The organism is Desulfobulbus oralis (assembly GCF_002952055.1).
Classification (GTDB): Bacteria; Desulfobacterota; Desulfobulbia; order Desulfobulbales; family Desulfobulbaceae; genus Desulfobulbus; species Desulfobulbus oralis.
In genome coordinates this window covers 2438708-2465203 of the sequence record NZ_CP021255.1, presented here as the reverse complement: position 1 = coordinate 2465203, position 26496 = coordinate 2438708, and the positions used below count along the sequence as shown (strand labels likewise).

General features: G+C 60.2%; 23 protein-coding genes, 5 tRNA genes and 1 pseudogene. 27 read left to right on the top strand and 2 right to left on the bottom strand.

Translation table 11 applies throughout. From position 1 onward, the window contains the following. Nucleotides 1-6 precede the first annotated feature (6 nt). Nucleotides 7-1317: a UDP-N-acetylglucosamine 1-carboxyvinyltransferase gene (murA, locus tag CAY53_RS11015; protein WP_104937138.1), complete on the top strand. Its 1311-nt coding sequence runs from the start codon at nt 7-9 to the stop codon at nt 1315-1317. Here the strand turns inward: murA and CAY53_RS11010 are convergent. Continuing rightward, a complete protein-coding gene (locus CAY53_RS11010; protein WP_104937137.1) occupies nt 1283-3004 on the bottom strand; it encodes a two-component system sensor histidine kinase NtrB in 1722 nt (573 codons plus the stop codon). The two genes, murA and CAY53_RS11010, sit on opposite strands and share 35 nt — an antisense overlap. 29 nt (nt 3005-3033) lie before the next feature. Further along, nucleotides 3034-4533, bottom strand: coding sequence for a sigma-54-dependent transcriptional regulator (locus CAY53_RS11005; protein WP_104937136.1), 1500 nt, complete (start codon nt 4531-4533; stop codon nt 3034-3036). A 190-nt stretch (nt 4534-4723) separates the two neighbouring features. Here CAY53_RS11005 and tatC point away from each other — a divergent pair. The 26 genes and pseudogenes from tatC to rplA form a co-directional block, all read left to right on the top strand. Then, nucleotides 4724-5352: pseudogene (tatC, locus tag CAY53_RS13990) on the top strand (twin-arginine translocase subunit TatC); the annotation flags it as partial. A 297-nt stretch (nt 5353-5649) separates the two neighbouring features. Then, nucleotides 5650-6678: an NAD-dependent epimerase/dehydratase family protein gene (locus CAY53_RS13985; protein ID WP_181040468.1), complete on the top strand. Its 1029-nt coding sequence runs from the start codon at nt 5650-5652 to the stop codon at nt 6676-6678. Between the two features lie 78 nt (nt 6679-6756). Beyond that, on the top strand, nt 6757-7707 hold the full coding sequence (locus CAY53_RS10990; protein WP_104937134.1) for a bifunctional riboflavin kinase/FAD synthetase: 951 nt from the start codon (nt 6757-6759) through the stop codon (nt 7705-7707). A gap of 38 nt (nt 7708-7745) precedes the next feature. Beyond that, the gene (locus CAY53_RS10985; protein WP_104937133.1) at nt 7746-8381 is read left to right on the top strand and encodes a tetratricopeptide repeat protein; all 636 of its coding nucleotides are present in this window, start codon (nt 7746-7748) and stop codon (nt 8379-8381) included. Beyond that, entirely contained in the window at nt 8378-9523 is a 1146-nt protein-coding gene (locus CAY53_RS10980; protein ID WP_104937132.1) for a DVU0298 family protein, read from the top strand. Before CAY53_RS10985 ends, CAY53_RS10980 begins: the two co-directional genes overlap by 4 nt. Beyond that, nucleotides 9520-10140: a tetratricopeptide repeat protein gene (locus tag CAY53_RS10975; RefSeq protein ID WP_104937131.1), complete on the top strand. Its 621-nt coding sequence runs from the start codon at nt 9520-9522 to the stop codon at nt 10138-10140. Before CAY53_RS10980 ends, CAY53_RS10975 begins: the two co-directional genes overlap by 4 nt. A 3-nt stretch (nt 10141-10143) precedes the next feature. Next, a complete protein-coding gene (locus tag CAY53_RS10970) occupies nt 10144-10791 on the top strand; it encodes a riboflavin synthase (RefSeq protein ID WP_104937130.1) in 648 nt (215 codons plus the stop codon). Between the two features lie 24 nt (nt 10792-10815). After that, on the top strand, nt 10816-11292 hold the full coding sequence (gene ribH, locus CAY53_RS10965; RefSeq protein ID WP_104937129.1) for a 6,7-dimethyl-8-ribityllumazine synthase: 477 nt from the start codon (nt 10816-10818) through the stop codon (nt 11290-11292). 15 nt (nt 11293-11307) lie between these two features. After that, the gene (gene nusB / locus CAY53_RS10960) at nt 11308-11751 is read left to right on the top strand and encodes a transcription antitermination factor NusB (protein WP_104937128.1); all 444 of its coding nucleotides are present in this window, start codon (nt 11308-11310) and stop codon (nt 11749-11751) included. A 22-nt stretch (nt 11752-11773) separates the two neighbouring features. Further along, the gene (locus tag CAY53_RS10955) at nt 11774-14245 is read left to right on the top strand and encodes a DNA translocase FtsK (protein ID WP_104937127.1); all 2472 of its coding nucleotides are present in this window, start codon (nt 11774-11776) and stop codon (nt 14243-14245) included. Between the two features lie 322 nt (nt 14246-14567). Then, nucleotides 14568-14996, top strand: coding sequence for an adenylyl-sulfate reductase subunit beta (aprB, locus tag CAY53_RS10950; RefSeq protein ID WP_017866012.1), 429 nt, complete (start codon nt 14568-14570; stop codon nt 14994-14996). Between the two features lie 62 nt (nt 14997-15058). Beyond that, the gene (gene aprA / locus CAY53_RS10945) at nt 15059-17074 is read left to right on the top strand and encodes an adenylyl-sulfate reductase subunit alpha (RefSeq protein ID WP_104937126.1); all 2016 of its coding nucleotides are present in this window, start codon (nt 15059-15061) and stop codon (nt 17072-17074) included. 177 nt (nt 17075-17251) lie between these two features. Further along, nucleotides 17252-18505 carry a CoB--CoM heterodisulfide reductase iron-sulfur subunit A family protein gene (locus CAY53_RS10940; RefSeq protein ID WP_104937125.1) on the top strand — a complete coding sequence of 418 codons (1254 nt, stop codon included), beginning with the start codon at nt 17252-17254 and terminating at the stop codon, nt 18503-18505. A 13-nt stretch (nt 18506-18518) separates the two neighbouring features. Continuing rightward, nucleotides 18519-20771, top strand: coding sequence for an FAD-dependent oxidoreductase (locus CAY53_RS10935; RefSeq protein WP_104937124.1), 2253 nt, complete (start codon nt 18519-18521; stop codon nt 20769-20771). 104 nt (nt 20772-20875) lie between these two features. Continuing rightward, a complete protein-coding gene (gene qmoC, locus CAY53_RS10930) occupies nt 20876-22084 on the top strand; it encodes a quinone-interacting membrane-bound oxidoreductase complex subunit QmoC (RefSeq protein WP_104937123.1) in 1209 nt (402 codons plus the stop codon). 121 nt (nt 22085-22205) lie between these two features. Beyond that, a tRNA-Thr gene (locus CAY53_RS10925) sits at nt 22206-22281 on the top strand. 66 nt (nt 22282-22347) lie between these two features. Beyond that, nucleotides 22348-22432 (top strand) — tRNA-Tyr (locus tag CAY53_RS10920). 29 nt (nt 22433-22461) lie between these two features. Further along, a tRNA-Gly gene (locus CAY53_RS10915) sits at nt 22462-22536 on the top strand. A 28-nt stretch (nt 22537-22564) separates the two neighbouring features. After that, a tRNA-Thr gene (locus CAY53_RS10910) sits at nt 22565-22639 on the top strand. A 58-nt stretch (nt 22640-22697) separates the two neighbouring features. Further along, nucleotides 22698-23888 carry an elongation factor Tu gene (gene tuf, locus CAY53_RS10905; protein ID WP_104937110.1) on the top strand — a complete coding sequence of 397 codons (1191 nt, stop codon included), beginning with the start codon at nt 22698-22700 and terminating at the stop codon, nt 23886-23888. Nucleotides 23889-23992: 104 nt separating this feature from the next. Beyond that, nucleotides 23993-24142: a 50S ribosomal protein L33 gene (gene rpmG, locus CAY53_RS10900; protein WP_104937122.1), complete on the top strand. Its 150-nt coding sequence runs from the start codon at nt 23993-23995 to the stop codon at nt 24140-24142. Between the two features lie 6 nt (nt 24143-24148). Continuing rightward, a tRNA-Trp gene (locus tag CAY53_RS10895) sits at nt 24149-24224 on the top strand. Between the two features lie 54 nt (nt 24225-24278). Then, nucleotides 24279-24563 (top strand): preprotein translocase subunit SecE, encoded by a 285-nt coding sequence (gene secE, locus CAY53_RS10890; protein WP_104937121.1) that lies wholly within the window; start codon nt 24279-24281, stop codon nt 24561-24563. 15 nt (nt 24564-24578) lie between these two features. Next, on the top strand, nt 24579-25142 hold the full coding sequence (nusG, locus tag CAY53_RS10885) for a transcription termination/antitermination protein NusG (RefSeq protein ID WP_104937120.1): 564 nt from the start codon (nt 24579-24581) through the stop codon (nt 25140-25142). 26 nt (nt 25143-25168) lie between these two features. Next, nucleotides 25169-25594: a 50S ribosomal protein L11 gene (gene rplK / locus CAY53_RS10880; RefSeq protein WP_104937119.1), complete on the top strand. Its 426-nt coding sequence runs from the start codon at nt 25169-25171 to the stop codon at nt 25592-25594. Nucleotides 25595-25657: 63 nt separating this feature from the next. Then, nucleotides 25658-26368: a 50S ribosomal protein L1 gene (gene rplA, locus CAY53_RS10875; protein WP_104937118.1), complete on the top strand. Its 711-nt coding sequence runs from the start codon at nt 25658-25660 to the stop codon at nt 26366-26368. Nucleotides 26369-26496: the final 128 nt, after the last annotated feature.

Below are 26496 nucleotides of genomic sequence, written 5' to 3'. Positions count from 1 at the left end.
ATTGCCATGGACAAACTCGTGATCGAAGGCGGTTCGCCCCTGTATGGCGAAGTGCCGATCAGCGGCGCCAAGAATGCCGCCCTGCCGCTTCTGGCGGCGACCCTGCTGGCTCCTGGCGAGCACGTGCTGGAGAACGTGCCCGATCTCCGTGACACCCGCACCATGCTGGGCCTGCTGGCAAGCCTGGGGGCGCGCTGGGAGCGGGACGGCGGCTTGGTGCGCATCAATGCCGATGTCCTCAGCGGGGCGGAAGCGCCCTACGAGATGGTCAGGACCATGCGGGCTTCGGTCCTGGTCCTGGGGCCCCTGCTCAGCCGGCTGGGTTGCGCCCGGGTTTCCCTGCCAGGCGGCTGCGCGATCGGGGCCAGGCCGATTGACTATCACCTGAAGGGTTTCGAGCGCCTGGGCGTCGAGACCCGCCTTGAACAGGGCTATGTGGAGGCCCGCTCCCCCGGCCCCCTGCAGGGTGGCGCCATATACTTCGACGTGCCCTCGGTGACCGGCACGGAGAATGTACTGATGGCGGCGGTCTGCGCGGCGGGCGAGACCCACATCGACAACGCAGCGCGGGAGCCGGAGGTGGGCAATCTCATCGACATGCTCAACGGGATGGGGGCCTGCATCGACGGCAAGGATACGGACAGCCTGGTGGTGCACGGCGTGGCCCGCCTGCAGCCGGCCCGAACGGCGGTGATCCCCGACCGCATCGAAACCGGCACCTATATGATTGCGGTGGCGGCCTGCGGCGGCCGGGTGCTGCTGAAAAACTGCGTGCCCGAGCATGTGCGCGCCCTTGCCGACAAACTGCAGCACTGCGGGCTGGTGATCGAGGAAGGGCAGGACGACATGCTCCTGGTGTACTGTCCGGACGACGGCGGGCTGAGCCGCTGCGCCCTGGAGAGCATTGACATCACGACCCGGCCCTATCCCGGTTTCCCGACCGATCTGCAGGCGCAGTTCATGGCGCTGATGACACTGGCGGAAGGCACCTCGGTCATCCATGAAACCATTTTTGAAAACCGCTTCATGCATGTGGCCGAGCTGCTGCGCATGGGCGCGGACATCACCATCGAAGGTTCGCGGGCCGTGGTACGCGGCCAGGGCCGGAACAGCCTTTCCGGCGCGCCGGTCATGGCAACCGACCTGCGCGCTTCGGCATCGCTCGTGATTGCCGGCCTGGCCGCCCGGGGCAGGACAGAAATTTCCCGCATCTACCACCTGGAGCGCGGCTACGAAAACATGGTCGGCAAGCTCAAGGGCCTGGGTGCGCACATTGACAGGATCAGCGGGGCGCTATCTTCGGCTGGGGCATTGTGATCCGCACGATGCAGCGATAGTCTTCGCTTTCGTCGATCAGCGCCGTGCCCCCATGCTGCTGGGCAATCTGGCGCACAATGGCCAGTCCCAGGCCCGTGCCCTTGGCGCGGTGCGAGAAGAAGGGCGCAAACACCTTTTCCCTGAGTTCCACTGGAATGCCCGGCCCCTGATCGCACACTTCGAGCGACAGGCTGTTATGCTCTCCGGGCAGTTCCTGCACGAAGGCCCGGATCAGAATGATGGCCTGGTTTTCCTGCACTTCCAGCCAGGCGTTTTCCACCGCCTGCCGGACAATGACTCCAATCTGCCCCTGGTCTGCCCAGCAGAGCATGTCCACCGGAATGTCCCATTGGAGCGTGAGGTTCGAAAAGCGCTCGCCCGCCCCCAGAAAACGTGCAATCTGGTCTTCCAGAACCGGCCTGAGCTGAAACCATTGCTGCCGCGGCGGCTGCGGCCGGGCAAAGAGGAGAAAATCCGCGATGGTCTTCTCCATGCGCCCGGTCTCGCGCAGAATGATGGCTGCCAGCGTGGCGGTCACCCTGGTGGCGCCGGCCTGGCTGCTGTCTGCGGACATGGACAGCATCTGGGCCGAACCGGAAATGGCGGCCAGCGGGTTCCGGAAATCGTGGGCGATCATGGCGCTCATCTCGCCGATGGCAGCCAGTTTTTCGGCTTCCCGCATCTGCCGCTCCATGCGTTCCACCCGGCTGATGTCCTGCAGCGTAATCACCTTGGCCAGACCGGCCTCCCTGTCCTCAGACTCCACGAGGCGGAGCGGTGCGCAGGAATAGCCGAGGCGGATCGCTTCGCCGTCCGGCTTGACAAAGTCGCAGACACTGCGGCCCTGGTTTTCGGAGAGGTGGTCGGCAATGGCTGAAAAGTGGCGGGCCAGCGGCTCGCCCAGCACCTGTGCCCGTTTGCAGCCGGTGATGCTGGCTGCGGCCTGGTTGTAGGAATTGATGCGGCCCGCGGGGTCGGTGGTGATGATGCCGGTACTGATGTCGTTGAAGATCTGGCGGTACAGATGCGCCAACTGGCCGTAGGCCTGGGTGGTCTTGCGCAGCGCCTGCTGGGTGCGGTGCAGGCGGCTGCCCATCTGGCCGCTCAGCAGGGCGGACAAAAAGAAGAGCAGGCCGTAAAAGGCAAAGGGTGTCAGCAGCATCAGGAGCTGCACCGGCCTGCGGTAGTTCGTGGCCTGAAAATATTCGGGCAGCGGGCCATACAGTTCCACCAGCAGCACGGCAGCGTAGAGAAAGGTGCTGCCCGTGGCCAGGATCAGACTGCCCGGTTTGTAGAGAATGAGACCGGCCGTGATGATGGGCAGGATGAAGAGCGGGGTGAAGTTCGAGAAGCTGCAGCCCGTGGCGTAGACGAAAAAGGCCACGAACAGGGCATCGGCCCAGAGTTGGGCGAGGACAAAGGCCTTGAGCTTCCGGCCCTTGAAGTTCGCCTTCTGCAGCAGGAAGGCCGAGCCGATGGAAAAAAGGCAGAGCGCCAGCAGGAAGAAGCTCGTTTGCGGCAGGGGCGGAATAATGAGATTGTTGCTCCGGTCACGCAGCAGGGCCGCTGTGATGCAGAGGACGCTCATCAGCAGGAGCCGGAGCAGCATCCACCAGAGCAGATGTTTTCTGGTGGCCGCTTCGCTGTCCACCACGGGGCGGAAGAGCTGGGTGAAAAAGGCATTCATGGCGTCTTCTCGGGGGAGATGTGCGGGCTTCAGTCGATGCCCAGCTTTTTTGTTTTGTAGCGCAGACTGCGAAAGCTCAGTTTCAGCAGTTCAGCCGCCCTGGTCTTCGAGTTGTCCGCCTTGGCCAGGGCGTGCAGAATGAGGCGGCGCTCCAGTTGCTCCAGCACTTCGTCCAGGCCGCGCTCGTAGAGTTCGGCCTCACTGTGGGCGGCCAGGAAAATCTCCTGCTCCGGCTTGTCCGCTGGGCTATGGCCGGCTCCGGCCCCTGCCGCCGGCCCGCTGCCAAGGTCGGGCCGGGCGGCGTCTGGCCTGGCCGGTTCCGGCGCTGTGGGACTGGCCGGCTCCAGGGCGGCCGCTGCCGTAGTGGCTGCACTGTTCTGCTTCCTGCGGTGGGAAGAAAGAATCAGATTGTCGGGCAGGATGATGTTGGAGCTGGACATGGCCACGCCGCGCTCGATGATGTTTTCCAGCTCCCGCACGTTGCCCGGGAAATCGTACTGCATCAGCACCTCCATGCCGTAGGACGACATGGGTGGCATGGGCGTGCCCAGGCGCTCCGAGTATTTTTTCAGGAAATAATCCACCAGGAGCGGGATGTCGCCTGCCCGCTCGCGGAGCGAGGGCAGGCGGATGGGCACCACGGCCAGCCGGTAGTACAGGTCTTCCCGGAAATTGCCGGCAATGATTTCCTGCTCCAGGATGCGGTTGGTGGCGGTGATGATGCGGGCGTTGAGCTGCACGGTTTTGGTTGAACCGACCGGCATGAACTCCCGTTCCTGCAGTACCCGCAGAAGCTTGGTCTGAATCAGCGGGGTGAGTTCGCCGATTTCGTCCAGAAAGGCGGTGCCGCCGCTGGCCAGTTGGAAAAGCCCCGGCTTGTCGGCAATGGCGCCGGTAAAGGAGCCTTTCACGTGGCCAAAGAGTTCGCTCTCCAGCAGGGTTTCCGGAATGGCGCTGCAGATGATGGGCACAAAGGGCTTTCTCGCCACCTGCGAGCGGTTGTGAATGGCCTGGGCCACCAGCTCCTTGCCGGTTCCGGATTCGCCGTAGATCAGCACGTTGGCCGGGGTTGGGGCCACACGTTTGATCAGGTCGAAGATCTTCATCATCTCCGGGCTTTGGCCGATGATTTCCGGAAAATCATCGATCGGCTCCGCGGCCTGGCTCTGTTTTTTCTCCAGTGCAGCCTGGATGATACGCCGCACTTCATCCACATTGAAGGGCTTGGTGATGTAGTCGAAAGCGCCGTTTTTCATGGCCAGAACGGCATCTTCCGGCGAGGCGAAGGCGGTGATCAGGATGAAGGCCAGCTCCGGCTTCTGCGCTTTCAGCCGGGCCAGCAGATCCAGCCCGCTCATGCCCGGCATCCTGATGTCGGAGATGACCAGATCCACCGGATGCTCCTGGGCCATGACCATGGCCTTCTCGCCGTTTGCGGCGCTGATGACCGAGTGGCCCAGTTTTTCGAGAAAAATGGTGAGGAACTCGCGCATGCTGAGTTCGTCGTCAACCACGAGAATGGACGCCATGCTTAACCCCCGGGACAAAAACAGTGCAGGAAGATCGGCAAATGGTATAGCCAAGGTCAGGGAGAAGTCAAACAATATCGCGCTGCTCCCGGCCCTGCCGCAGCTTTGGAACGGATCGGGCGATACGGGCGTTTACATTGGCCGCCGGATACGGTACAAAGGGGCACCCTCTCAATTTAAGTGAACTGTCATGAGCGCAAGCGAAAAATTTGAACAACAGCCCTTGACCTCGCATCTGGCAGAGCTCCGTTCCTGTCTGATGATTTCCCTGGCAGCGGTTCTGGTCGCATTTGTCCTGCTCTCGACCGTGACCGAAGAGCTGTCCGCCTGGTTTCTGAAGCCGCTCCTCAGGGTGCTGCCCGGACAGCAGAGCCTGATCTTCACCTCCTATCAGGCGGGGTTTTTTTTTACCTGAAGCTGGCCCTCACCGCGGCCATTGTCTGCGCCAGTCCCGTTATTTCGCTGCAAATCTGGCGTTTTGTCGCGCCGGGGCTCTATCACCATGAAAAACGGGTGCTTTTGCCCTTTACGCTGGTGGCGAGCCTGTGTTTTGCCGGCGGCGCGGTGTTCGGCTATTTTATCGCCTTTCCCCCGGTTTTCCGCTTTCTTATCGGCTATGCCAACGAGTGGCTGGTGGCCATGCCGGCGGTGGAGGAATATTTTTCGCTGGCACTCAGGCTCTTTCTGGCCTTTGGCCTGATTTTCGACCTGCCGGTGCTCATGGTTTTTCTGGGCAAGGTGGGGCTTGTGAACCGGGCCTTGCTGGCGAGAAACCGGAAATATGCGGTGTTGATCGCCTTTGTGGCGGCTGCCATCCTGACGCCGACCCCGGATGCGATCAATCAGTGCCTCATGGCCCTGCCGATTATGCTGCTCTACGAGGTCAGCATCTGGGCGGTGGCGATTTTTGCCCGGAAACCCTTCCGGGGCTTTGGCGGCTCGACGGCGGAGAAGGGGCAGGAAGTGCCGGCCACGGGCACGCTCGGGGAAACCGCGGCAGTGGAGCCGCATACGGTGCAGGACAGGAGAACGATGAATCAGGACAGCTCAGGAGCGAAACAGGCGGAGATGATACAGGAACAGCAGCAATCCGGGCAGGATGGGGAGCAGCAGAGGATGCAGAAAATTCTGGTGACCGGCGCAGCCGGCTTTATCGGCCATGCCCTGAGCAAGCGCCTGCTCGCGGCAGGCCGGACGGTGGTGGGGCTGGACAACCTGAACGACTACTATTCGGTGCAGTTGAAGCGCGACCGGCTCTCCGAGCTGCTGCCGCACAGGGCCTTCACCTTTGTGCAGGAAGACATGGCCAAACGCGAGGCCATGACCCGGCTCTTTGCAGATGGCCGCTTCGACGTGGTGGTCAATCTGGCGGCCCAGGCGGGTGTGCGCCATTCGCTGATCAACCCGGCCGCCTATGTGGACACCAATCTGGTCGGCTTCGGCAACATTCTGGAAGGCTGCCGCAATACCGGGGTCAGGCATCTGGTCTTTGCCTCGTCCAGCTCGGTGTACGGCGCGAACACGAAGATGCCCTTTTCCGAGCACGACAACGTGGATCATCCGGTTTCGCTCTATGCGGCCTCGAAAAAGGCGAACGAACTCATGGCCCATACCTACAGCCACCTTTTTGGCCTGCCCGCGACCGGGCTGCGCTTCTTTACGGTCTATGGCCCCTGGGGCAGACCGGACATGGCCCTCTTTCTCTTTACCAGGGCCATTTTGGAAGGCCGGCCCATCAATGTTTTCAACAATGGCGATATGGAAAGGGATTTCACCTACATAGACGATATTGTCGAAGGCGTGATCCGGGTGATGGACAGGTTGCCGGCGCCCAATCCCGAATGGAGCGGCCAGACGCCCGACCCGGCCACCAGCTATTGCCCCTGGCGCGTCTACAACATCGGCAACAACAGGAAGGAGCGGCTCCTGCGCTACATCGAGGTACTGGAGGACTGCCTGGGCCGCAAGGCGGAGAAGAACTTCCTGCCCATGCAGCCGGGTGATGTGCCAGCCACCTGGGCCGATGCGGGCGAACTCGTGCGCGACACCGGTTTTCAGCCGGATACGCCCATAGAAACCGGTGTGCAGCGCTTTGTGGACTGGTATCTGGATTATTATCAGTGCCGGAAATTCATCAAAGCATGAATATTGCCACTTTGCCGGAAACAGGGTAGAAGAAACGCGGACAAGCGCATTCCGCATTTTTCCGGCAGCAGACAGGGCATGAAAATTTATACCAGCCCCGGGCAACTGGCTCCCCGGCCCGCCCGGATCTATGTGACCATTGGCAACTTTGATGGCGTGCACCTGGGCCACCAGCAGCTTTTTGCCCGGGTCGTCGCCCGGGCGAGGGCTGCAGGCGGCATCAGCCTTGCCGTCACCTTCGAGCCCCATCCCCTGAAGGTGCTGAGCCCCAAAGGCATCCGCCTCATTTCGAGCACGGAACAGAAAATCGAGCTGATTGAGCGGGCGGGTGTGGATGAGCTCTTGATCGTGCCCTTTGACCGGGCCATGGCTGCCACCAGTGCGGAAGACTTTGTCAACCGAATCCTTCTGGAGCGGCTCGGCATGACCGATCTCGTGGTGGGTTACGACTACGCCATGGGCAGGAATCGGGTCGGGAATGCGGCGTTTCTCGAGGCCCAGGGCGCGGCCAGGGGCTTTAGCGTGGAGGTGGTGCCGGCCTTTTACATGCAGGGCCGGCTGGTCTCCAGCACGGTTATCCGCACTCTGGTGGCAGAGGGCAAGATGCGGGATGTGCGCACGCTTCTGGGCCGCTATTACCAGATTCGGGGCGAGGTGCAGCATGGCCGGCAGCGCGGCGGGCAGGTCCTGGGCTTTCCGACCGCCAATCTCCGCATTCTGGAGGACGACCTCTGCCCCAGGCGGGGCGTGTACGTGACCCAGGTCATCTATGACGGCAGGCGCTACGGCGGCATCTCCAATATCGGCAGGAATCCGACCTTTGGTGAAAAGACCGTGGTGGCGGAAACCCATATTTTCGAGTTCAAGGCCGACATTTACGGCAGGCCGCTGCGTATCGATCTGCTCAGGCACCTGCGGGAAGAACGGCGGTTCGACGATGCGGAGGCCCTGGTCCGGCAGATCAAAAAGGACATCACCGTGGCCCGGCGGGTGCTGGCCCGGGAAGAGGGACGGGACAGACTGGTCTGAGGCGACAACAGAGAAACAAATCCCGCAAGGAAAACGAGATGGCAGAGGCAGTAAAAGAATCGAATATTCAGGATGTTATTGCGGAGCAGGAAAAGATTGTGGCGGAAAAGCCGGACAATGTCATGGCCCATCACATGCTGGGTCTGATCTACCTGCGGGCAGGCCGCAGCGAAGATGCCATCCGCGAGCTGGAAAAGGCTATCGAGATTGATTCCCAGTCCATGGAGAGCATCGTCAATCTGGGCGCCATCTATTTTGGCCGCGGCGACTATGACCGGGCGCTGGAGCTGAATCGCCGGGCGCTGAAGATTTCTCCGACCATGGCCGAGGCCCTGGTGAATATCGGCCTGATCGAACAGCAGCGGGGGCATGCGGCCGAGGCCATCGAGAGCTATGAACAGGCCACGAGAATCGACCCCAGGCTGATTACCGCCTGGCTGAATCTGGCCTCGGCCTACACCATGCAGCAGGAAGACGCCAAGGCGGTGCAGGCCGCCCGGCAGGCCGTCGAGCTGGACCCGGATTCGGGCATGGCGCACAACAATCTGGCGGTGGCGCTGTACTTCAGCGGGGCATACCAGGAGGCCCTGCACCATCTGGAGCGCGCGCGGGAACTGGGTTACAGCGTGGATCCCCGTTTCAGTGATGGATTGAAGGCCAAGGCTCTGCAATGAGCACGGCGAAGGAACAGCCGCTCAGACCCTGGTGCCCCTTTTGCGGCATGAGCGTGGGCCGGCCCGGCTATGCACAGGAGCGGAGCATGCGGGAATTCCCCCTGGGCCGCTGTGAATGCGGGGCGGTGTATGTGTCCGAGACCACGGGCCACAACGTGGGCGCGGCCATGGTGGAGTGCCTGGTCAACGCCTGCGGCGGCAACTGGGATCTGGCCTGGGATCTGCTGCCGGAAGACGACTACCTGACCGGCCAGCTCGACAACTATGACGAGGTGACGCATCAGGTTGTTCCAGAGCGCTTTCTGGATGGCCGTGCGGTGCGTGGCGTGCTGTTCTTCGTGCGTCTGCACAGGGGCCTGGCCGAACTGGCGGCCCATTTTGCCAGGGCCCATGGCGCTGGTGCGCAACCGGAGACAGCCCCGCGGGCGGTGCCGGCGGGAGCGCATGTGCCGCCACCGCCCAGGCTGGATCCGAAACGGCAGAAGAAACGGGCCGACAAGGCGGGTGTGCAGCGGCTGGTGCGGGCAGGCGACGTGGAGGCGCTCGTTGCCCTCTACCTGGACGACCACCGCACCCTGCATTTCCTGCAGCGGCTGCTCTACACGCCGGAGGCGGGCGAGCGCTACAAAATCGCCTGGATTCTGGGGCAGGTCTGCGGCGCGGGCGCCAGCCTCGACCCGGGCCCGGTGGCGGATCTGCTGCACCGGCTCTTCGAGTCGGCCTCCGATTCCGCCTCCTCCTCCTGGGGCATGGTGGAGGCCATTGGCGCCATTATTGCCAACCGGCCGGACATTTACGGGGCTTTTGCCCGCCATCTTTTCCCCTACATGGGCGACCCCGGTACCCGGGAGGCGGTGCTGTGGGGTCTGGCCGAAATTGCGGACAAGCGGCCCGACACGATTCGCGCCTTGCCCTTTTATTCGCTGTTCCCGGTGCTGGCCAACAAGGATCCGGTGCTGCGCGCTCTCGCCCTGCGGCTTTTGGGCCGTATCGGCGCCAGGGAGGCGGGGCTGCAGATCATGGGCCTGACCCACGATCCCACGCCGGTCATGGTGCCGGACAGGGGCGGCCTCACCGCCACTACCGTGGCGCAGCTCGCGGAAGAAGCGCTTCAACTCATTCATCAGGAAGAACAATCATGACAGCCAACAAGGCGCCCGAACATTTGCAGCCGCTTTCGAGTCTTGGCCCCATGCCGGACAGGCGGGTTGAAGAGAACAGGGATCCCGACGATCCCGTCTATCTGGAGTACCTGGAGGCCAGGGGCTTTTTGGAGCGGGGCGATTACGCCCGGGCTGCCATGGGCTTTCACAACGCCATGCACGGTTATGAAGACCGGGGCGACCGGGCAGGCATGGCCAATGCCTCAGACCGGCTGGGTGACGCCTGCATGGGCAGGGAAGAGTATGGGATGGCGCTCGCCAACTACGAGCGGGCCTACAGGATCTGCGTGGAGGAGGATGACAGCTTTTCCCAGCTCGCCCTGAACAAGAAGATGATGCAGTGCTGCCGCAAGCTGGGCCAGCTCGACCGGGCGCTTGCGATTTTGGATGACATGCTGGAGCACTACCGTCTGATGAAAAATCCCAAGGGCGCGGTGGAAACGCTGGAACATATGGCTGAGGCGTATCTGGCGCAGGGCGAGCGGGCCAAGGCCGCCGACTCCTACCGGGCGGCAGCGGGCATCCACCAGAATTTCAGGCATGCCCGCATGGCCGAAGAGCTGCGGCAGAAGGCCGTGGCGCTGGAGCGGGACTGATAAGTGTTTACCGGCATTGTTCAGGGGCTGGGTACGATTGTGGAGCGCCGCACGGCTGGCGGCGGCGCGGTGCTGACCGTGGTGCCGGACTTTTCCCTGGATGATCCCAGGGAAGGGGAATCCATCGCGGTGAACGGCGTCTGCCTGACAGCACGGCACATCGAGGCGCGCCGCTTCTCTGCCGACGTGTCGCCGGAAACCCTGGACCGGAGCTGTCTGGGCGGCCTGCGCGTGGGCGACCGCGTCAATCTGGAGCGGGCGCTCAGGCCCCTTGACCGGTTGGGCGGGCACCTGGTGAGCGGCCACATTGACGGCATGGGCCGGGTGCAGAAGCGCCGGGCCCTGGGCGATTTCACCCTGTTCACCTTTGCTCTGGACAGGCATTTGAGCCGCTATGTGGTGGCCAAGGGTTCGATTGCCGTCAGCGGCGTCAGCCTGACCGTGAACGACTGCTCCGAGACGGGCTTTTCCGTGGCCGTCATTCCCCACACCCTGCAGGAAACCGTGCTGGGTCTTTTGACAGTGGGCGACACGGTGAACATAGAGGTGGACATTATCGGCAAATATGTGGAAAAACTGCTGGCCGGGCAGACAAACCAGCCGGGCAGCAGGCTGGATGCGGCCTTTCTGGCCGAGCATGGTTTTTTTTGAGACAATGTTTTCCAGGAGGCGGAAATGACGAAGTATATAGAAGGCGCCCTGAGGGGCGACGGCCGCAGGATTGCAGTTGTGGTCGCCCGTTTCAATTCCTTTATTGCGGAAAAGCTCCTGGCCGGCGCACTGGATGCCCTGACCCGTTCCGGGGTGAACCCGGACGACATCGTGGTGGCCCGTGTGCCCGGCGCCTTCGAGATTCCTCTGGTTGCGCAGAAGATGGCCAGATCCGGCGGCTATGACGCCGTGCTGTGCCTGGGCGCGGTGATTCGCGGCGCTACCCCCCATTTCGACTATGTGGCGGGCGAGGTGGCCAAGGGTGTGGCCCAGGTGATGCTGGCCAGCGGCGTGCCGATTCTCTTTGGGGTGCTCACCACCGACACCATTGAACAGGCCATTGAGCGTGCCGGTGCCAAGGCGGGCAACAAGGGCGCGGATGTGGCGGTGGCGGCACTGGAGATGGCCAACCTGTTGGACGGCCTGGACGCGGCCAGCTGATTTTGCCGACGCAGTATGGGACCACGACGCATCGCCCGCGAGCTGGCGCTCCAGTTCCTCTTCAGTTGTGACATGCTGGGCAGACTGAACATGACGGAAGCGGAGGCGGCCGCGGCCTTTGACGCCTTTGGCCGACACTTTGCCGTGGGCATGCCAGGCAGCCGGGCGGCCTTGCCCTATGCCCGGACACTCGCCAGTGGCGTGTGCCAGCGTCTGGCCGAGCTGGACGCCCAGATTGCGGCCCGTTCGCACAACTGGCGGCTGGAGCGCATGCCCATGGTTGACCGGGCCATTTTGCGCATTGCCGCCTATGAGTTGCGCTTCTGTGACGAGGTGCCGGCCCAGGTGGCCATCAACGAGGCGCTGGAAATCGCCAAGCGCTACTCCATTGCCGCTTCGGTGTCCTTTATCAACGGGATTCTGGACGGCATGCAGGGCGCCAGACCGGCACTTTCCTAGGTCCTGATCGCACTTGTTCCGTATGGATGCCTTGGCCTCAAGCCAGCCCGGAAGGGCGGGACGCCGCTACGAGCTTGCCTCGCTGCTCTTCCTTTTCTGCACATTGCTGCTCCTGCTCAGTCTGACCAGTTACCTCCTGCCGCTTTTTGGCGCCCAGTCCCATATGCAGGAGCCGCATGACAACTGGTGCGGCGTTTTGGGCTTCTACACCGCCCACTATCTGCTCTCCTTTTTCGGTTTGACCGCCTTTCTGCCGCTGGCGCTTTTGGTGGTGCGGACCATCCGGGTGATTCGGGGCAGGACATGCGAACATCGGCTGCCCCATCTGCTGGCGGGCATGAGCGGCATAGCCCTGGCTTCGTCGGGCCTTTTCGGGGCCTTTCCCGGCGTGGGCGCGGCGCAGGCGCTCAGGCCCGGCGGTTATTTGGGCGCGCTGATCTGGCAGTTCTGCACGGCCTTGCTTGGCACGGCCGGCACGGTCATGGCGCTGGTCCTGCTCGGGATCGTGTCCCTGATGGCGGCCATGCGCCTTTCCCTGTCTGCCCTGCGTTTCAGCCGGCCCAACAGGCGGCGGGCCTCATCCGGAAGAGCGGAACAGGCAAAGGCCGAGCCGGAGCGGCCCACGGGTTCCGGGCGCAGTCCGGAGCCCAGGCGGCGTCCCGCCCTGTCTCCGGAAGATGCCGAGATGCTGGGTTGCCGCAGGCCGGCACCCCCCGCGGCGGCGGCCGAACAGCAGACTGCTGCCGAAGCGGAAGCTGGGGAGGCCGCGCCCTGGAGCGGCATCTGGAAGGGGACGCCGGAACCCGCTCGGGAGCAGCCCCAGCGGCAGCCTGAGGCAGGGCAGCCTGAGGAAGACGAAGACCTGGGCGATGCATACGCGGATGAGGAGCCTTCTGCCGTCAAGCCAAAGGCCGAGATCCGGGACCTCGAGGCTGGCGACGAAGAGGCGCTGGAGGTGGGCGATGAGGATGGGCCCGAAGAGGGGAACGCCCTGCCAGGGCCTGTGCGGCAGCGCCCCGTGGTCAATGCCCGGCCGGAGCCGCCGCAACCTGCCCCGGCCAGAAATTATGATGATTTTGTCCTGCCCTCCCTCGAGCTTCTGGATGAAAATCCGCATGCCGAGACCGGCCTGGATCAGGAGCACTACTACAGGGTCAGCAATATTCTGGTGGAAAAGCTCCAGGCCTTTGGCGTGCAGGGCGAGGTGGTCGGCATTTCCCCCGGCCCGGTGGTCACCACCTACGAGTTCTCGCCGGCCCCTGGCGTAAAAATCAGCCGGGTGGTGTCCCTGGCCGACGATCTGGCGATGGTGCTCAAGGTGGACCGGGTTCGAGTCGCCGGCTCCATTCCGGGCAAGGTCGCGATCGGCATCGAAATTCCCAACCCGGTGCGCAGCACCGTGTATCTGCGCGATATCCTGCTGGCCGACGAGTATCAGAGCGCCCGCTCCAAGCTGATTCTGGCCCTGGGCTTTGACGTGGTGGGCCGGCCGGTGGTCGCGAATCTGGCCCGGATGCCGCATCTGCTCATTGCCGGTGCAACCGGCGCCGGCAAGTCGGTGGCCATCAACGCCTTCATCGCCTCCATTCTCTTCCGCGCCCGGCCGGATGAAGTGCGGCTTTTGATGATCGACCCAAAGCGCATTGAGCTCTCGGTCTATGACGACATCCCCCATCTGCTGCATCCGGTGGTGGTGGAAGCCAAGATGGCGAGCCGGGCGCTGCTCTGGGCGGTGCGCGAGATGGAGCGCCGCTACCGCCTCCTTGAAGAGCGCCGGGTCAAGTCCTTCATATCCTACAACGATGTGGCGGATGAGCCGCTGCCCTATATCGTCATCATCGTGGATGAACTGGCTGATCTGATGATGGTGGCCTCGAAGGACGTGGAGACCTCCATCGCCAGGCTGGCGCAAATGGCCCGGGCCGCCGGGATGCACATCATTCTGGCTACGCAGCGGCCCTCGGTTGACGTGCTGACCGGTCTCATCAAGGCGAATTTCCCCACCCGCATCTCCTTCAAGGTGTCCTCCAAGGTGGATTCCCGTACCATTCTGGACGGCTCCGGGGCCGAACATCTGCTGGGCATGGGCGATATGCTCTTTCTGCCGCCGGGTGCGGCCAAGCTCCAGCGAATTCACGGGGCCTTCATTTCCGAACAGGAAACCGAGCGCCTGGTGGACTATCTGAAGAGCCAGGGCCTGGCCGAGTACGACGAAAGCGTGCTGCAGGACATGGAGGAAGAGCCCGAACAGGCCGCGCCGCCAGTCGAGGACGAGGCATACGACGAGAAGTACGACGAGGCCGTGGCCGTGGTCACGGAAACCGGCGTGGCCTCGATCTCCATGGTGCAGCGGCGCCTCAGGGTGGGTTACAACCGGGCGGCCCGCATGATCGAACTCATGGAGCGTGAGGGTATTGTGGGGCCGGCTGACGGCTCCAGACCCAGAGAAGTGCTGGTGCGTTCGCACTGCGCTGAGGATGTCGAAAACACCTGAGCCGGGCAGTCTGCCCTGGCCCGAAAATCCCCCCGATTTTTTTATCTTTTCTTTTGATACTTTTTTCAAGTTTTACTGTTCAGCCCTGTTTTGACAATTTTTTCTTGACATACTTTGGCGGACAAATTAAACGAGACAGAACAGAGCCGGGGCAGGTGCGCTGGCCTTGGCCCAGATCGGTTCCTTGCAAAAAAGTTCAAGCAAGACGGGCTTTTTTCTTGCTTTTCCGGAAACCGGACTATGCAGGCGGGAATGCCCGCAAGGGAAATGACGACCGGGTTGGGAGTCATCAACTGATAAAACCAAGTGAGGAGGTAGTTGAATGCCAAGTTACGTAGATCCTGCAAAGTGCGACGGCTGCAAGGGCGGCGACAAAACCGCCTGCATGTACATCTGTCCGAACGACCTGATGGTGCTGAACAAGGCCGAAATGAAGGCCTACAATCAGGAGCCGGATGCCTGCTGGGAGTGCTATTCCTGCGTCAAGATCTGCCCGCAGGGCGCAATCCTCGTTCGCGGTTATGATGACTTCGTCCCGATGGGCGGCCAGGTACACCCGATGCGCAGCTCTGCGGATATCATGTGGACTGTCAAATTCAGAAACGGCAATATCAAACGCTTCAAGTTCCCGATCCGCACCACGGCCGAAGGCGCTGCCAACGAGTACGGCGGACAGAAAGGCGGCAATCTGGACGACAATACCCTGTTCCTGGAAAAGGAACTGCCCCAGCCGACCAAGTTGGCGAAGTGATTTTGTTTGCGGATTCCACTGATCGCTTTCCAGCTCACTGAAGAATACAAGGAGAACAGACAATGGCATTACCGAATAAACCGAAGGGCGAGATCGAGGCCGTAGACAATCCGGAAATTGTTGAGCACAAGTGTGATGTGCTGATCGTCGGCGGCGGTATGGCTGCCTGCGGCGCCGCCTTTGAGATCAAGAAATGGGCGCCGGACGATATGAAGATCATTCTGGTCGACAAGTCCGCACTGGAGCGCTCCGGCGCTGTTGCCCAGGGTCTTTCCGCCATCAACACCTATATTGGCGAGAATGCCATCGAAGACTATGTCAAGATGGTGCGTAACGACTTGATGGGTGTTGTCCGCGAAGACCTGATCTACGATCTGGGTCGCCACGTCGACGAGTCCGTCATGCTGTTCGAGGAGTGGGGTCTGCCCGTTTGGAAGCGTGCCGAAGACGGCAGCAACCTGAATGGCGCCGCTCCGGCCAAGACCCTGCGTGAGGGCGGCCAGCCGGTACGTACCGGCAAATGGCAGATCATGATCAACGGCGAGTCCTACAAGCCGATCGTAGCCGAGCCGGCCAAGAAGGCCCTGGGCGAAGAGAATATTCTGGAGCGCATCTTCATCGTCAAGCTGCTTTTGGACAAGAACAGGGACAACACCATCGCCGGTGCGGTTGGCTTCTCCACCCGTGAGAACAAGGTGCATGTTTTCACGGCCACGGCCATTCTGGTGGCCTGCGGCGGTGCGGTCAACATCTTCCGCCCGCGCTCCACCGGTGAAGGCAAGGGCCGTGCCTGGTATCCTGTGTGGAACGCCGGTTCCACCTACACCATGTGCGCCCAGGTCGGCGCCACGCTGACCATGATGGAGAACCGCTTCACCCCGTCCCGTTTCAAGGATGGCTATGGCCCGGTCGGCGCCTGGTTCCTGCTGTTCAAGGCCAAGGTGCAGAATGGATTGGGAGAGTTTTATGCCAGCGGCGACTTTGCCAAGGCAGAGCTGGCCAAGTACATGCCCTACGGCCAGTCTCCGGTTACCCCGACCTGCCTGCGCAACCACCTGATGCTGGAAGAACTGAAGGCTGGTCGCGGCCCGATCTACATGGCGACCGACGTGGCCCTGAAGGCCTTTCTGGATGCCCAGAAGGAAGCCGGCAAGGACGACAAGGAGATCAAGAAGTTCTGGAAACACCTCGAATCCGAGGCCTGGGAAGACTTCCTGGATATGTCCGTTGGCCAGGCCGGTCTGTGGGCTGGCATGAACATTGAGCCGGAAAAGATCGGCTCCGAAATTATGCCGACCGAACCCTACATGCTGGGTTCCCACTCCGGTTGCTGCGGCATCTGGACTTCCGGCCCCGAAGAGGACTGGGTGCCCAAAGTCGATGGCCCGCGTTCGCATCAGTACAAGTGGGGCTACAACCGCATGACCACGGTTGACGGTCTGTTCACCGCCGGCGACGGCGTGGGTGCCTCTGGGCACAAGTTCTCCTCCGGTTCCCATGCAGAGGGTCGCCTCGCCGCCAAGCAGATGGTCCGTTACTGCCGCGATCACAAGGACTTCAAGCCCGAACTGGCCCAGACGCCCCAGGAGCTGGCCGACATGATTTATGCGCCGGTCAAGCGGTATCATCAGTTTGAGGGCGCCTCCACGGCAGCGGATGTCAATCCGAACTACTGCAAGCCTGCCGGTCTGATGATGCGCCTGATGAAGGCCACGGACGAGTACGGCGGCGGTGTGGCCACCTATTACATGACCTCCGGCAAACTGCTGAACATCTGCCTGGACCTGCTCAGGCTCCTGCGTGAAGATGCGGACAAGATGGCTGCCGGCGACCTGCACGAGCTGCTTCGTGCATGGGAAAACTATCACCGCATCTGGTGCGTTGAAACCCACATCCGGCACATCGAGTTCCGCAAGGAATCCCGTTATCCGGGCTTCTACTATCGTTCCGATTATCCGACCTGCGATGACGAGAACTGGAAGTGCTTCGTCAACTCCACCTTTGACCCCAAAACTCAGGAGTGGAAGTGCGAGAAGGTCAAGTGCATCAACATCATTGAGACGGAGCCGTGGATTTAAGACTGCTCCCGCTTTGAAGTGCAGTGTGTCAACTCCAGACTCCTATGTGGAGTCTGGAGTTTTTTTATGCGGGCGGCTTTTTGATTTGAGTTGCATTGCAAATGAAGTGATTTTATAAAGTTATGCTTTTTACCGGCAATCACCTTTTTAAATACCAGCAGTACGAGGAGGTCTGGCATGAGTGACACTGCAGGCAACGGTGCGGTTTTGGTTGTGGGTGGCGGTATCAGTGGACTGACCGCAGCCCTGGAAGCAGCCGAAGTCGGCAAAGAGGTTTTTCTTGTCGAAAAAAATGCCTACCTGGGTGGGCGGGTCGCACAGCTCAACCAATATTTTCCCAAACTCTGTCCCCCGACATGCGGGCTGGAGATCAACTTCAAACGTCTGAAGGACAACCGCAGGATCAGGACCTACACGCTGACCAGGGTTGTCTCGGTCTCGGGCGAACCCGGCAACTTCGAGGTCAAGCTGGAAACGGCTCCCCGCTACATCAACGCCAACTGCACGGCCTGCGGCGATTGTGCGGCCGCATGCCCGGAAGAGGTCGACGACCCCTTCAACTTCGGCATGAACAAGGTCAAGGCGGTGCGCCTGCCCCATGAAATGGCCTATCCCCGTCGCTTTGTGCTGGACAGGGACGCCTGCTCCGAAAAAACTCTGGAGAGCATCAAGGCGGCCTGCAAATACAATGCGGTGGAACTGGACATGCAACCCAGAACCTTTACCTTGCAGGTCGCTGCCATCGTGTGGGCAACCGGATGGAATCCCTATGATCCCGCGAAACTGACACAGCTCAGCTTCAACACCTCTCCGGCCATCATCACCAACATGATGATGGAACGTCTGGTCGCGCCCAACGGCCCGACCAGGGGCAGGCTGCTGCGCCCGGGCGACAACAAGGAGCCGCAATCCTTCGCCTTTGTCCAGTGTGCAGGTTCCCGTGACGAGAACCATCTCCACCATTGCTCCTATGTGTGCTGTATCGCCACATTCAAGCAGATCTCCTACATTCGCGCCCAGTATCCGGAGGCCAAGATCTATGTTTTTTACATTGATCTGCGCACACCGGGCAAGTACGAGCAGTTCCGCGCAAAGTTCATGGAGGACCCCAACACGACCTTCATCAAGGGCAAGGTCGCCAGTATCCTGGCCGAGAGCGATGGCAGCGTCACGGTTTCCGCCGAGGATGCCCTGGGCGGCAGCAAGATCAATCGGAAGGTCGATCTGTGCATCCTCGCCACCGGCATGCAGCCCGCACTCGGGCCGGCTGGTCAAGTCCTCGGACTGACGATGGACGGCAACGGCTTTGTCGTGTCCGAGCCTGAAAAGGGCATGATCGCTGCCGGTTGTGCCAAATCGGCTGTGGACGTCTATACCAGCGGCCAGTCGTCCACGGCGGCTGCCATGAAAGCCATTCAGATCGCGCGTTAAGGAGGCTGGGTCAATGGATAAGGTATATGGAGCGTATCTCTGCACGGGATGCGGCATCGGTGAAGTTTTGGACGTGGATGGCCTGAAGTCGGTTGCCGATGAAACCGGCATTGCGATGCAGTCTCATCCCTGCCTCTGCGGCGCTGAGGGGCGTGCCCTGATCGAGCAGGATATCAAGGAAAAGAACGTCAACACGGTGGTCATCTGCGGCTGCTCACCCCGGGTTATGCAGAAGGAGTTTGATTTCGGAGCGGGCGTCATCACCGTGCGCGGTAATCTGCGCGAGCAGGTCGCCTGGATTGCCGGCGACAAACCCGAAGACGGCAAGGTGGACGAATTCCTGCAGGAACTGGGTTCGGACTATGTCCGCATGGCGGTCACCCGGGCGCAGAAAACCGCACTGCCCGAACCGTACCGGCTGGAAAGCATTTCCAAAAGGATTCTCGTCCTGGGCGGTGGAATTGCCGGCCTGACGGCAGCCAGCGAGGCGGCTGCTGCCGGCTATGAAGTGACCCTGGTGGAAAAGGACGACAAGCTGGGCGGCAAGGCGCTGGGCTGGCGCAAGATGTTCCCCACGGCCTACCCCTATGACAAACTGGAAGAGCCCTCTATCGGCAAGCTGGTTGCCGAGGTGAGCGGCAATGAGCGGATCACGGTCAAAACTGGCACGGAAGTCGCCCGTATTGCCGGCGCGCCGGGCAAATTCAACGTCACCTACAAGAAGACCGGCCAGCAGTCCGAGTGGGATGCCCCTGCCCGGGTCACCGTTGACCAGCAGGACCTGATTGCCAAGGGCGAGCTGGAGGATCCGAACAAGGGCCTCAGGCCGTACACCGAACTGAATCCGGAAGGCGAACTCTTTGGGGCCGTGGTGCTGGCTACCGGCTGGACGCCCGCCAAGATCCAGGGGTACGAGCATCTGGGCTATGGCGCCATCAAGTGCGTGGTCACCAATGCCGAGTTCGAAAAGCTGGCGAAGGACGGCCAGGTGCCGGCCCGGGTGGCCTTTGTGCAAAGCCCCGGCGGCAAGGACGGGGACGAGGATTTCCCCTACTGCAACGCGGTCACCTCCATGGTGGCCCTCAAGCAGGCGAACTACGTGATCGAGGATCATCCGACGGACGGTCAGGCCTATATCCTGTATCAGCACATGCGTACCCCCGGCCATGCCGAGCTGTACTACAAGGCCATGCAGAACAGGGACGGCGTTTTCCTGACCAAGGGGCAGGTGACCAAGGTCGAGGCCTGCGGCGGAGGGGCCACGGTTACTGTGGAAAATACCCTTTTGGGCGATGAGCTGCACATTGACGTGGACATGGTCGTTCTGGCCGCCGGCATGGTGCCGACCACGCTGAACCAGCCTGAAGTCAATCTGGCCTATCGTCAGGGGCCGGCACTGATCGACCTGGATCTCTTCGACGGCTATGCGGACTCCAATTTTGTCTGCTTCCCCTACGAAACCCGGCGCACCGGCGTGTATGCCTGCGGCGGCGTCCGCAAGGCGGAGACCATGGAGGAGACCATGGACGACGCCGCCGGCGCGGCCCTGAAGGCGATCCAGTGCATCGAATCCACCAATCGCGGCGTCGCAGTGCACCCGCGTTCCGGCGACATGAGCTTTCCGGATTTCTTCTTTCAACGTTGCACCCAGTGCAAACGCTGCACGGAAGAATGCCCCTTCGGCGCGCTGGACGACGACGAGAAGGGCACGCCCCTGCCCAACCCGACCCGCTGCCGGCGCTGCGGTACCTGCATGGGTGCCTGTCCGGAGCGCATCATCGGCTTTGCCGATTACAACATCGATATGATTGGCTCCATGGTCAAGTCCATAGAAGTGCCGGACGACGACGAGGAAAAACTGCGCATCGCCGTGTTTGTCTGTGAAAACGACGCATACCCGGCCCTCGACATGGCGGGCATGCGCCGCAGTAAGCTGAACAGGCTGGTGCGTTTCATCCCGGTACGCTGCCTGGGCTCGGTCAACATGGTCTGGATCAAGGATGCCATGTCTTCCGGCATGGACGGCGTACTGCTTCTGGGCTGCAAGTACGGCGACGATTATCAGTGCCACTTTGCCAAAGGTTCGGAAATTGCCAACCGCCGTATGGAGAACATCGGTGAGACGCTGGGCACCTTGGGCCTTGAGCCGGAGCGCTGCGCCGTGCGTCAGGTCGCCATTTCCGACTACGACAAAGTCCCGGCAATCATTGACGAATTTGTTGAAGAGATCGTTGCCATGGGGCCCAACCCCTTCAAAGGCTTCTGATCGGACGTGTACTGCCCGGGGCTGCCGCTTATGTTGTCCGCCAGCCCCGGGCCCCATAAAATATTCAGGTATGAGAACAATACTGCTCGTCAGAGGAGGAGCCCATGTCAATTAACGTGCAGCCGGATCGTCAATTTATCGCTTCACTCAAGGAGGCTGGTGGCGATGCGCTGAAGAAGTGTTATCAGTGCGCCACCTGTTCCGTCGCCTGCCCCCTGTCAACCGATGGCAGCCCCTTTCCCCGCCGGGAAATGATTTATGCCCAGTGGGGCCTGAAGGATAAGCTGGTCAACGATCCCAATGTGTTTTTGTGTCATCAGTGCGGGGACTGTACGGCCATGTGCCCCCGCGGCGCGCGGCCGGGCGATGTCATGGGCGCTGTGCGCGCCTATGTGTACGCCGAGCTGGGTTGGCCGAAGTTTCTGGCCCGGATGTGCGCTTCCCAGGATAACCTGTGGAAGCTGATTGCCATTCCGGCAACCGTCGTCCTGCTGCTGTGGCTGATTTCCGGCGGCATGCATCTGCCCAGTGCGCAGGAATTCGCAACAGCCGGCTATCAGCATTTCTTCGGTCACTGGGACTGGCGGTATCTGGATAGAAACGTCATGTTCATTGATATGTTCATGCTGGCCGCTCTGGCGATCGCGGTGTGGTCTTTTTACAAAGGCACGGTAACCCTATGGAGGGGCATGGCCCAGTCGCTGCCTCGGGAGACCGTCGCCTACCGCCCCACGCTTGGTCAGTTTCTGAAAGAGTTCCTGTGGCCCTCGATTGTCGAAATCGTGCAGCACAAACGTTTTGACGAATGCAAAGAGAACAATGACCGGATCCGCGGGCACAAACCGCTGATGCTGGCCTTTATCGGCCTGTTCATGGTGACCTGCTATTCGGTGATCAAGAACGATGTCTTCGGCATCGTCTTTCCTTCGCTGCACGGGCCCATTTCGATGCTGAATCCGGTCAAGTGGCTGGCGAACATTGCGGCAGTCGCCATGATTTACGGCATCGTGGTGCTGTGGCAGAATCGCAAGAAGATGGAAGATGCCGGCAAGGCCCGGTACACCTTTTATGACTGGTTCTATATCTGGATCATTGCGGCGGTCGGCGTGACCGGCCTGGGTGCCGAACTGCTCCGCTTGGTCCATCTGCCGCTGCCCGGCTATTTTTTCTATTTCTGGCACCTGGTTTCGGTTGCCATGATGTTCCTGTACCTGCCGTACAGCAAGTTCGCGCATCTTGTATACCGGACAGAGGCCTATGCCTTTGACCTGTACCGCAAATCTGCCTATGCAAAGAATCCCCTGAACAGCTAGGACGGCACTGCGCTTCAGGCTGGCATGCAACCGGAGGCTGCGAGGCCTCCGGTTTTTTTGTCGGCAGAGATAGGGCTTGCTTTTTCCTGGGCTATACGGTAGGAAACGCACCAAATTCAGGGCTGGCGTAGCTCAACTGGCAGAGCACCTGATTTGTAATCAGGGGGTTGCGGGTTCAAGTCCCATCGCCAGCTCCATTTTTTTATTGCATTCTTGGCGTAAAAAGGGCAAAAAGCACCTTTGCGCTTGTTTGTTGGGTAAGTGGAGGGGTTCCCGAGCGGCCAAAGGGATCAGACTGTAAATCTGCCGGCGAAGCCTTCGGAGGTTCGAATCCTCCCCCCTCCACCAGGCCAAGGTCTGGAGTGGACAACAGTAAAGCGGGAATAGCTCAATGGTAGAGCATCAGCCTTCCAAGCTGAGGGTTGCGGGTTCGAGTCTCGTTTCCCGCTCCAGTTTTCAGACAGGCAATTTTGAAGACAGGCCCACGTAACTCAGTGGTAGAGTACCTCCTTGGTAAGGAGGAAGCCATCGGTTCAAGTCCGATCGTGGGCTCCATTTTTTATCAATCGCACAAGGTCGATTGAAACGTGAACATTGTCCAGGGAGACATGAAATGGCTAAGGAAAAATACGAGCGGACGAAGCCGCATGTCAATGTGGGAACCATTGGTCACATTGATCATGGGAAGACGACCTTGACGGCGGCCATTACGCAGGTTTTGGCGAAGAAAGGTCTGGCGAAGTTTATCGACTACAGCTCGATTGACAAGGCGCCTGAGGAGAAGGAGCGGGGGATTACGATTTCCACCTCCCACGTTGAGTACGAGACGGACAAGCGGCACTATGCCCATGTTGACTGCCCTGGGCACGCGGACTACATCAAGAACATGATCACGGGAGCGGCCCAGATGGACGGGGCCATTCTGGTGGTTGCGGCGACGGACGGGCCGATGCCGCAGACGCGGGAGCATATTCTTCTGGCGCGTCAGGTTGGAGTGCCAGCGATTGTCGTCTTTTTGAACAAGTGCGACATGGTGGATGACCCGGAGCTGATCGAGCTGGTTGAGATGGAGCTCAGGGAGCTTCTGAGCAAGTATGATTTTCCTGGGGACGAGATTCCGATTCTGAAGGGCTCTGCGCTGAACGCATTGAACAACCCTGAGGATCCTGAGGCGATCAAGGGGATTTTGGAGCTGATGGATGCGGTTGACAGCTACATACCCCAGCCGGAGCGTCCGATAGACAAGCCGTTTTTGATGCCTGTGGAAGATGTTTTTTCGATTTCCGGCCGTGGCACGGTGGCGACGGGACGCGTTGAGCGCGGGATCATCAAGGTTGGTGATGAAGTCGAGATTGTGGGTGTTCGGGAGACGGTGAAGACGACGTGCACCGGTGTCGAGATGTTCCGCAAGCTGCTGGACGAGGGGCGTGCTGGGGACAACATCGGCGCGTTGCTGCGCGGTCTGAAGCGGGAGGAAGTGGTTCGGGGTCAGGTCCTGGCGAAGCCGGGCTCGATCAAGCCGCACAAGAAGTTCCAGGCTGAGGCCTATATTCTGACGAAGGAGGAGGGCGGGCGTCATACGCCCTTCTTCAACGGGTACCGTCCGCAGTTTTACTTCCGGACAACGGATGTGACTGGGGTATGTACGCTGGAGGAAGGGGTTGAGATGGTTATGCCTGGGGACAATGTGCATATTACCGCGGAGTTGATCACGCCGATCGCCATGGAGGAAGGCCTTCGCTTTGCCATACGTGAAGGCGGTCACACGGTAGGCGCCGGCGTCGTCAGCAAAATTCTCGAGTGAGGCGGCAGCTCTCGAGCCGGTTCCTCTAGAAGATGGCGGCTGGTTTTGATTTCTAAGGGTAGCCGGGCCTAGGCCCGGCTACTGCTACTCTGGCGGGGCGCAAAATGAGAGACAACATTATTCTTGCTTGCCAGACATGCAAGCATCGTAACTATACAAGCACCAAAAACAAAAAGACCCTCCCGCAAAAGTTGGAGCTCAAGAAATATTGCCCCTTTTGCCGGGAGCATACGCTCCACAAGGAAACCAAGTGATTGTGCAGGCCAGTAGCTCTAATGGTAGAGCATCGGACTCCAAATCCGAGGGCTGGGGGTTCGAGTCCCTCCTGGCCTGCCATGAATGCATGCGAGGTCTTTGAGTAAGATTCAGCTGGAGGGAGAAGCTCTTCTCATGGCCGCAAGGAAAATAAATAAAGGGAAAAATTCGGGGACAGATTCCGGTAAAACAGTGGATGATTCGAGTGAGCGTTCCGCTTTCACCCCAACTGCCATAAGCCAGTTCCTCCATGAAGTTTTTGCCGAGTTCAAGAAAATTGTCTGGCCGGCAAAAAAGATAACTGCCGGCCTGACCTGCTTTGTGCTGGTTCTGGTCATGTTTCTTTCCTTTTTCCTGGGATCGGTTGATTTGCTGTTGGGCAAGGTGGTGACCTTTATCCTGAATTTTGGCACGATTTGAGCGTGGGGGCTGTCCATGGCAAAAAAATGGTACATTGTCCATACGCATACCGGTTTTGAACGCAAGGTCAAGTCTTCCCTGGAAGAGCGGATCAAGGCGGCGCATCAGGAAGAGCTTTTCGGCGACATCCTTATCCCCACCGAGCAGGTGGTGGAGATGGTCAAGGGCTCCCGCAAGACCTCGGAGCGGAAGTTTTTCCCCGGGTATATCCTGGTCAATATGGAGATGACGCAGTATTCCTGGCACACAGTTCAGGAAACAATGCGGGTAACCGGCTTTGTGGGCGTGAATATGAGCAGTGCCGGTAATGACAGTGAAATTTATAAGAAAATTCCTTCTCTGACTGACGAAGAGGCCGAAAAAATTATCGGTCGCATCGAAGAGGGCAGCAGCAGGCCCAAGCCCAAAATTATCTTTAATGTGGGTGATCAGGTCAGGGTGACTGATGGGCCCTTTGCCAATTTTCAGGGAGAAATTGATGAGGTTTATCCCGATAAGGGCAGAGTGCGGGTCATAGTGACCATTTTTGGACGTTCCACCCCGGTGGAACTGGAGTATATCCAGGTAAGCAAAAGCTAGCGCTGGCTGTCTTTTAGGAGCAAGTCATGGCGAAAAAGATTCAGGCATATATCAAGTTGCAGATTCCGGCAGGCAAGGCGAATCCATCGCCGCCAGTTGGCCCGGCCCTGGGTCAGCATGGGGTGAATATCATGGATTTCTGCAAGGCCTTCAATGCGCAGACGCAGGCCTTGGGGGATACCGTAATCCCGGTGATTATTACGGTTTATGCGGATCGCTCCTACTCGTTTATTACCAAATCGCCGCCCGCATCGGTCCTTCTGCTGAAGGCGGCGGGGCTGGCCAAGGGCTCCGGCAATCCGAAAAAGGAACGCGTGGCTGAGTTGAGTCGGGAAAAAATCCGCGAGATCGCGCAAACCAAGATGGCCGACCTGAATGCCTATGGTATTGAACAGGCCATGCGCATCGTCGAGGGCACGGCCAGAAGCTGCGGTATAACAGTAGTGCAGTAACTTAACTTCGTTGGTACCTGTGTTGCTGCCATTGGGCAATGACAGGGAGAAAAGGAGATTCCAATGCCCAAACATGGCAAGTTGTACAGAAATGCTGCTGCGGGAATTGAGCGTTCAAGGCTCTATGATCTGAACGAGGCGGCAGATTTGGTGGTCAAGCTCAAATGCGCCAGGTTCGATGAATCGGTGGATATTGCGGTGCGCCTGGGCGTTGATCCGCGCCACGCGGATCAGATGGTGCGTTCCAGCGTGATCCTGCCGCATGGCACCGGCAAGAGCGCCAGAGTGCTGGTTTTCGCAAAAGGCGAGAAAGAAAGGGAAGCGCTGGATGCCGGGGCGGATTTTGCCGGTTCCGATGAGCTGATTGCCCGAATCAAGGAGGGGTGGCTGGATTTTGACAAAACCATCGCCACGCCGGACATGATGGGTGAGGTTGGCAAGATTGGCCGGATTTTGGGGCCGCGCAATCTGATGCCCAATGCTAAGCTTGGCACTGTCACCTTTGACATCGCACGGGTGGTGGCGGAAATAAAGAAAGGCAAGATGGATTTCCGTGTTGACAAGGCTGGCATCGTTCATGCGGTTGTCGGCAAGGTGTCCTTTGGCAGCGAGAAGTTGCAGGAGAATATTCTGAGCTTGATTGACAGGCTCATTCAGCTCAAGCCGGCAACGAGCAAGGGCGTTTATCTGCGGGCCATCTCCCTGTCCAGCACCATGGGGCCTGGCATCAAGATCGATCCCCTGCATGTGCGCGGCCGGATCAAGGCGGCCTAGGTTTTCACCGGGCTGCGCGCTGAGGCGGAGCCCGTTTGCATAGTTTGAGGAGTTCATTTTTTGGGGAAGGTCAAAGACAGCAGGCACCTAGGTTTAATGGTTGCATAGAGCGCCACCTGCCGAGGCCA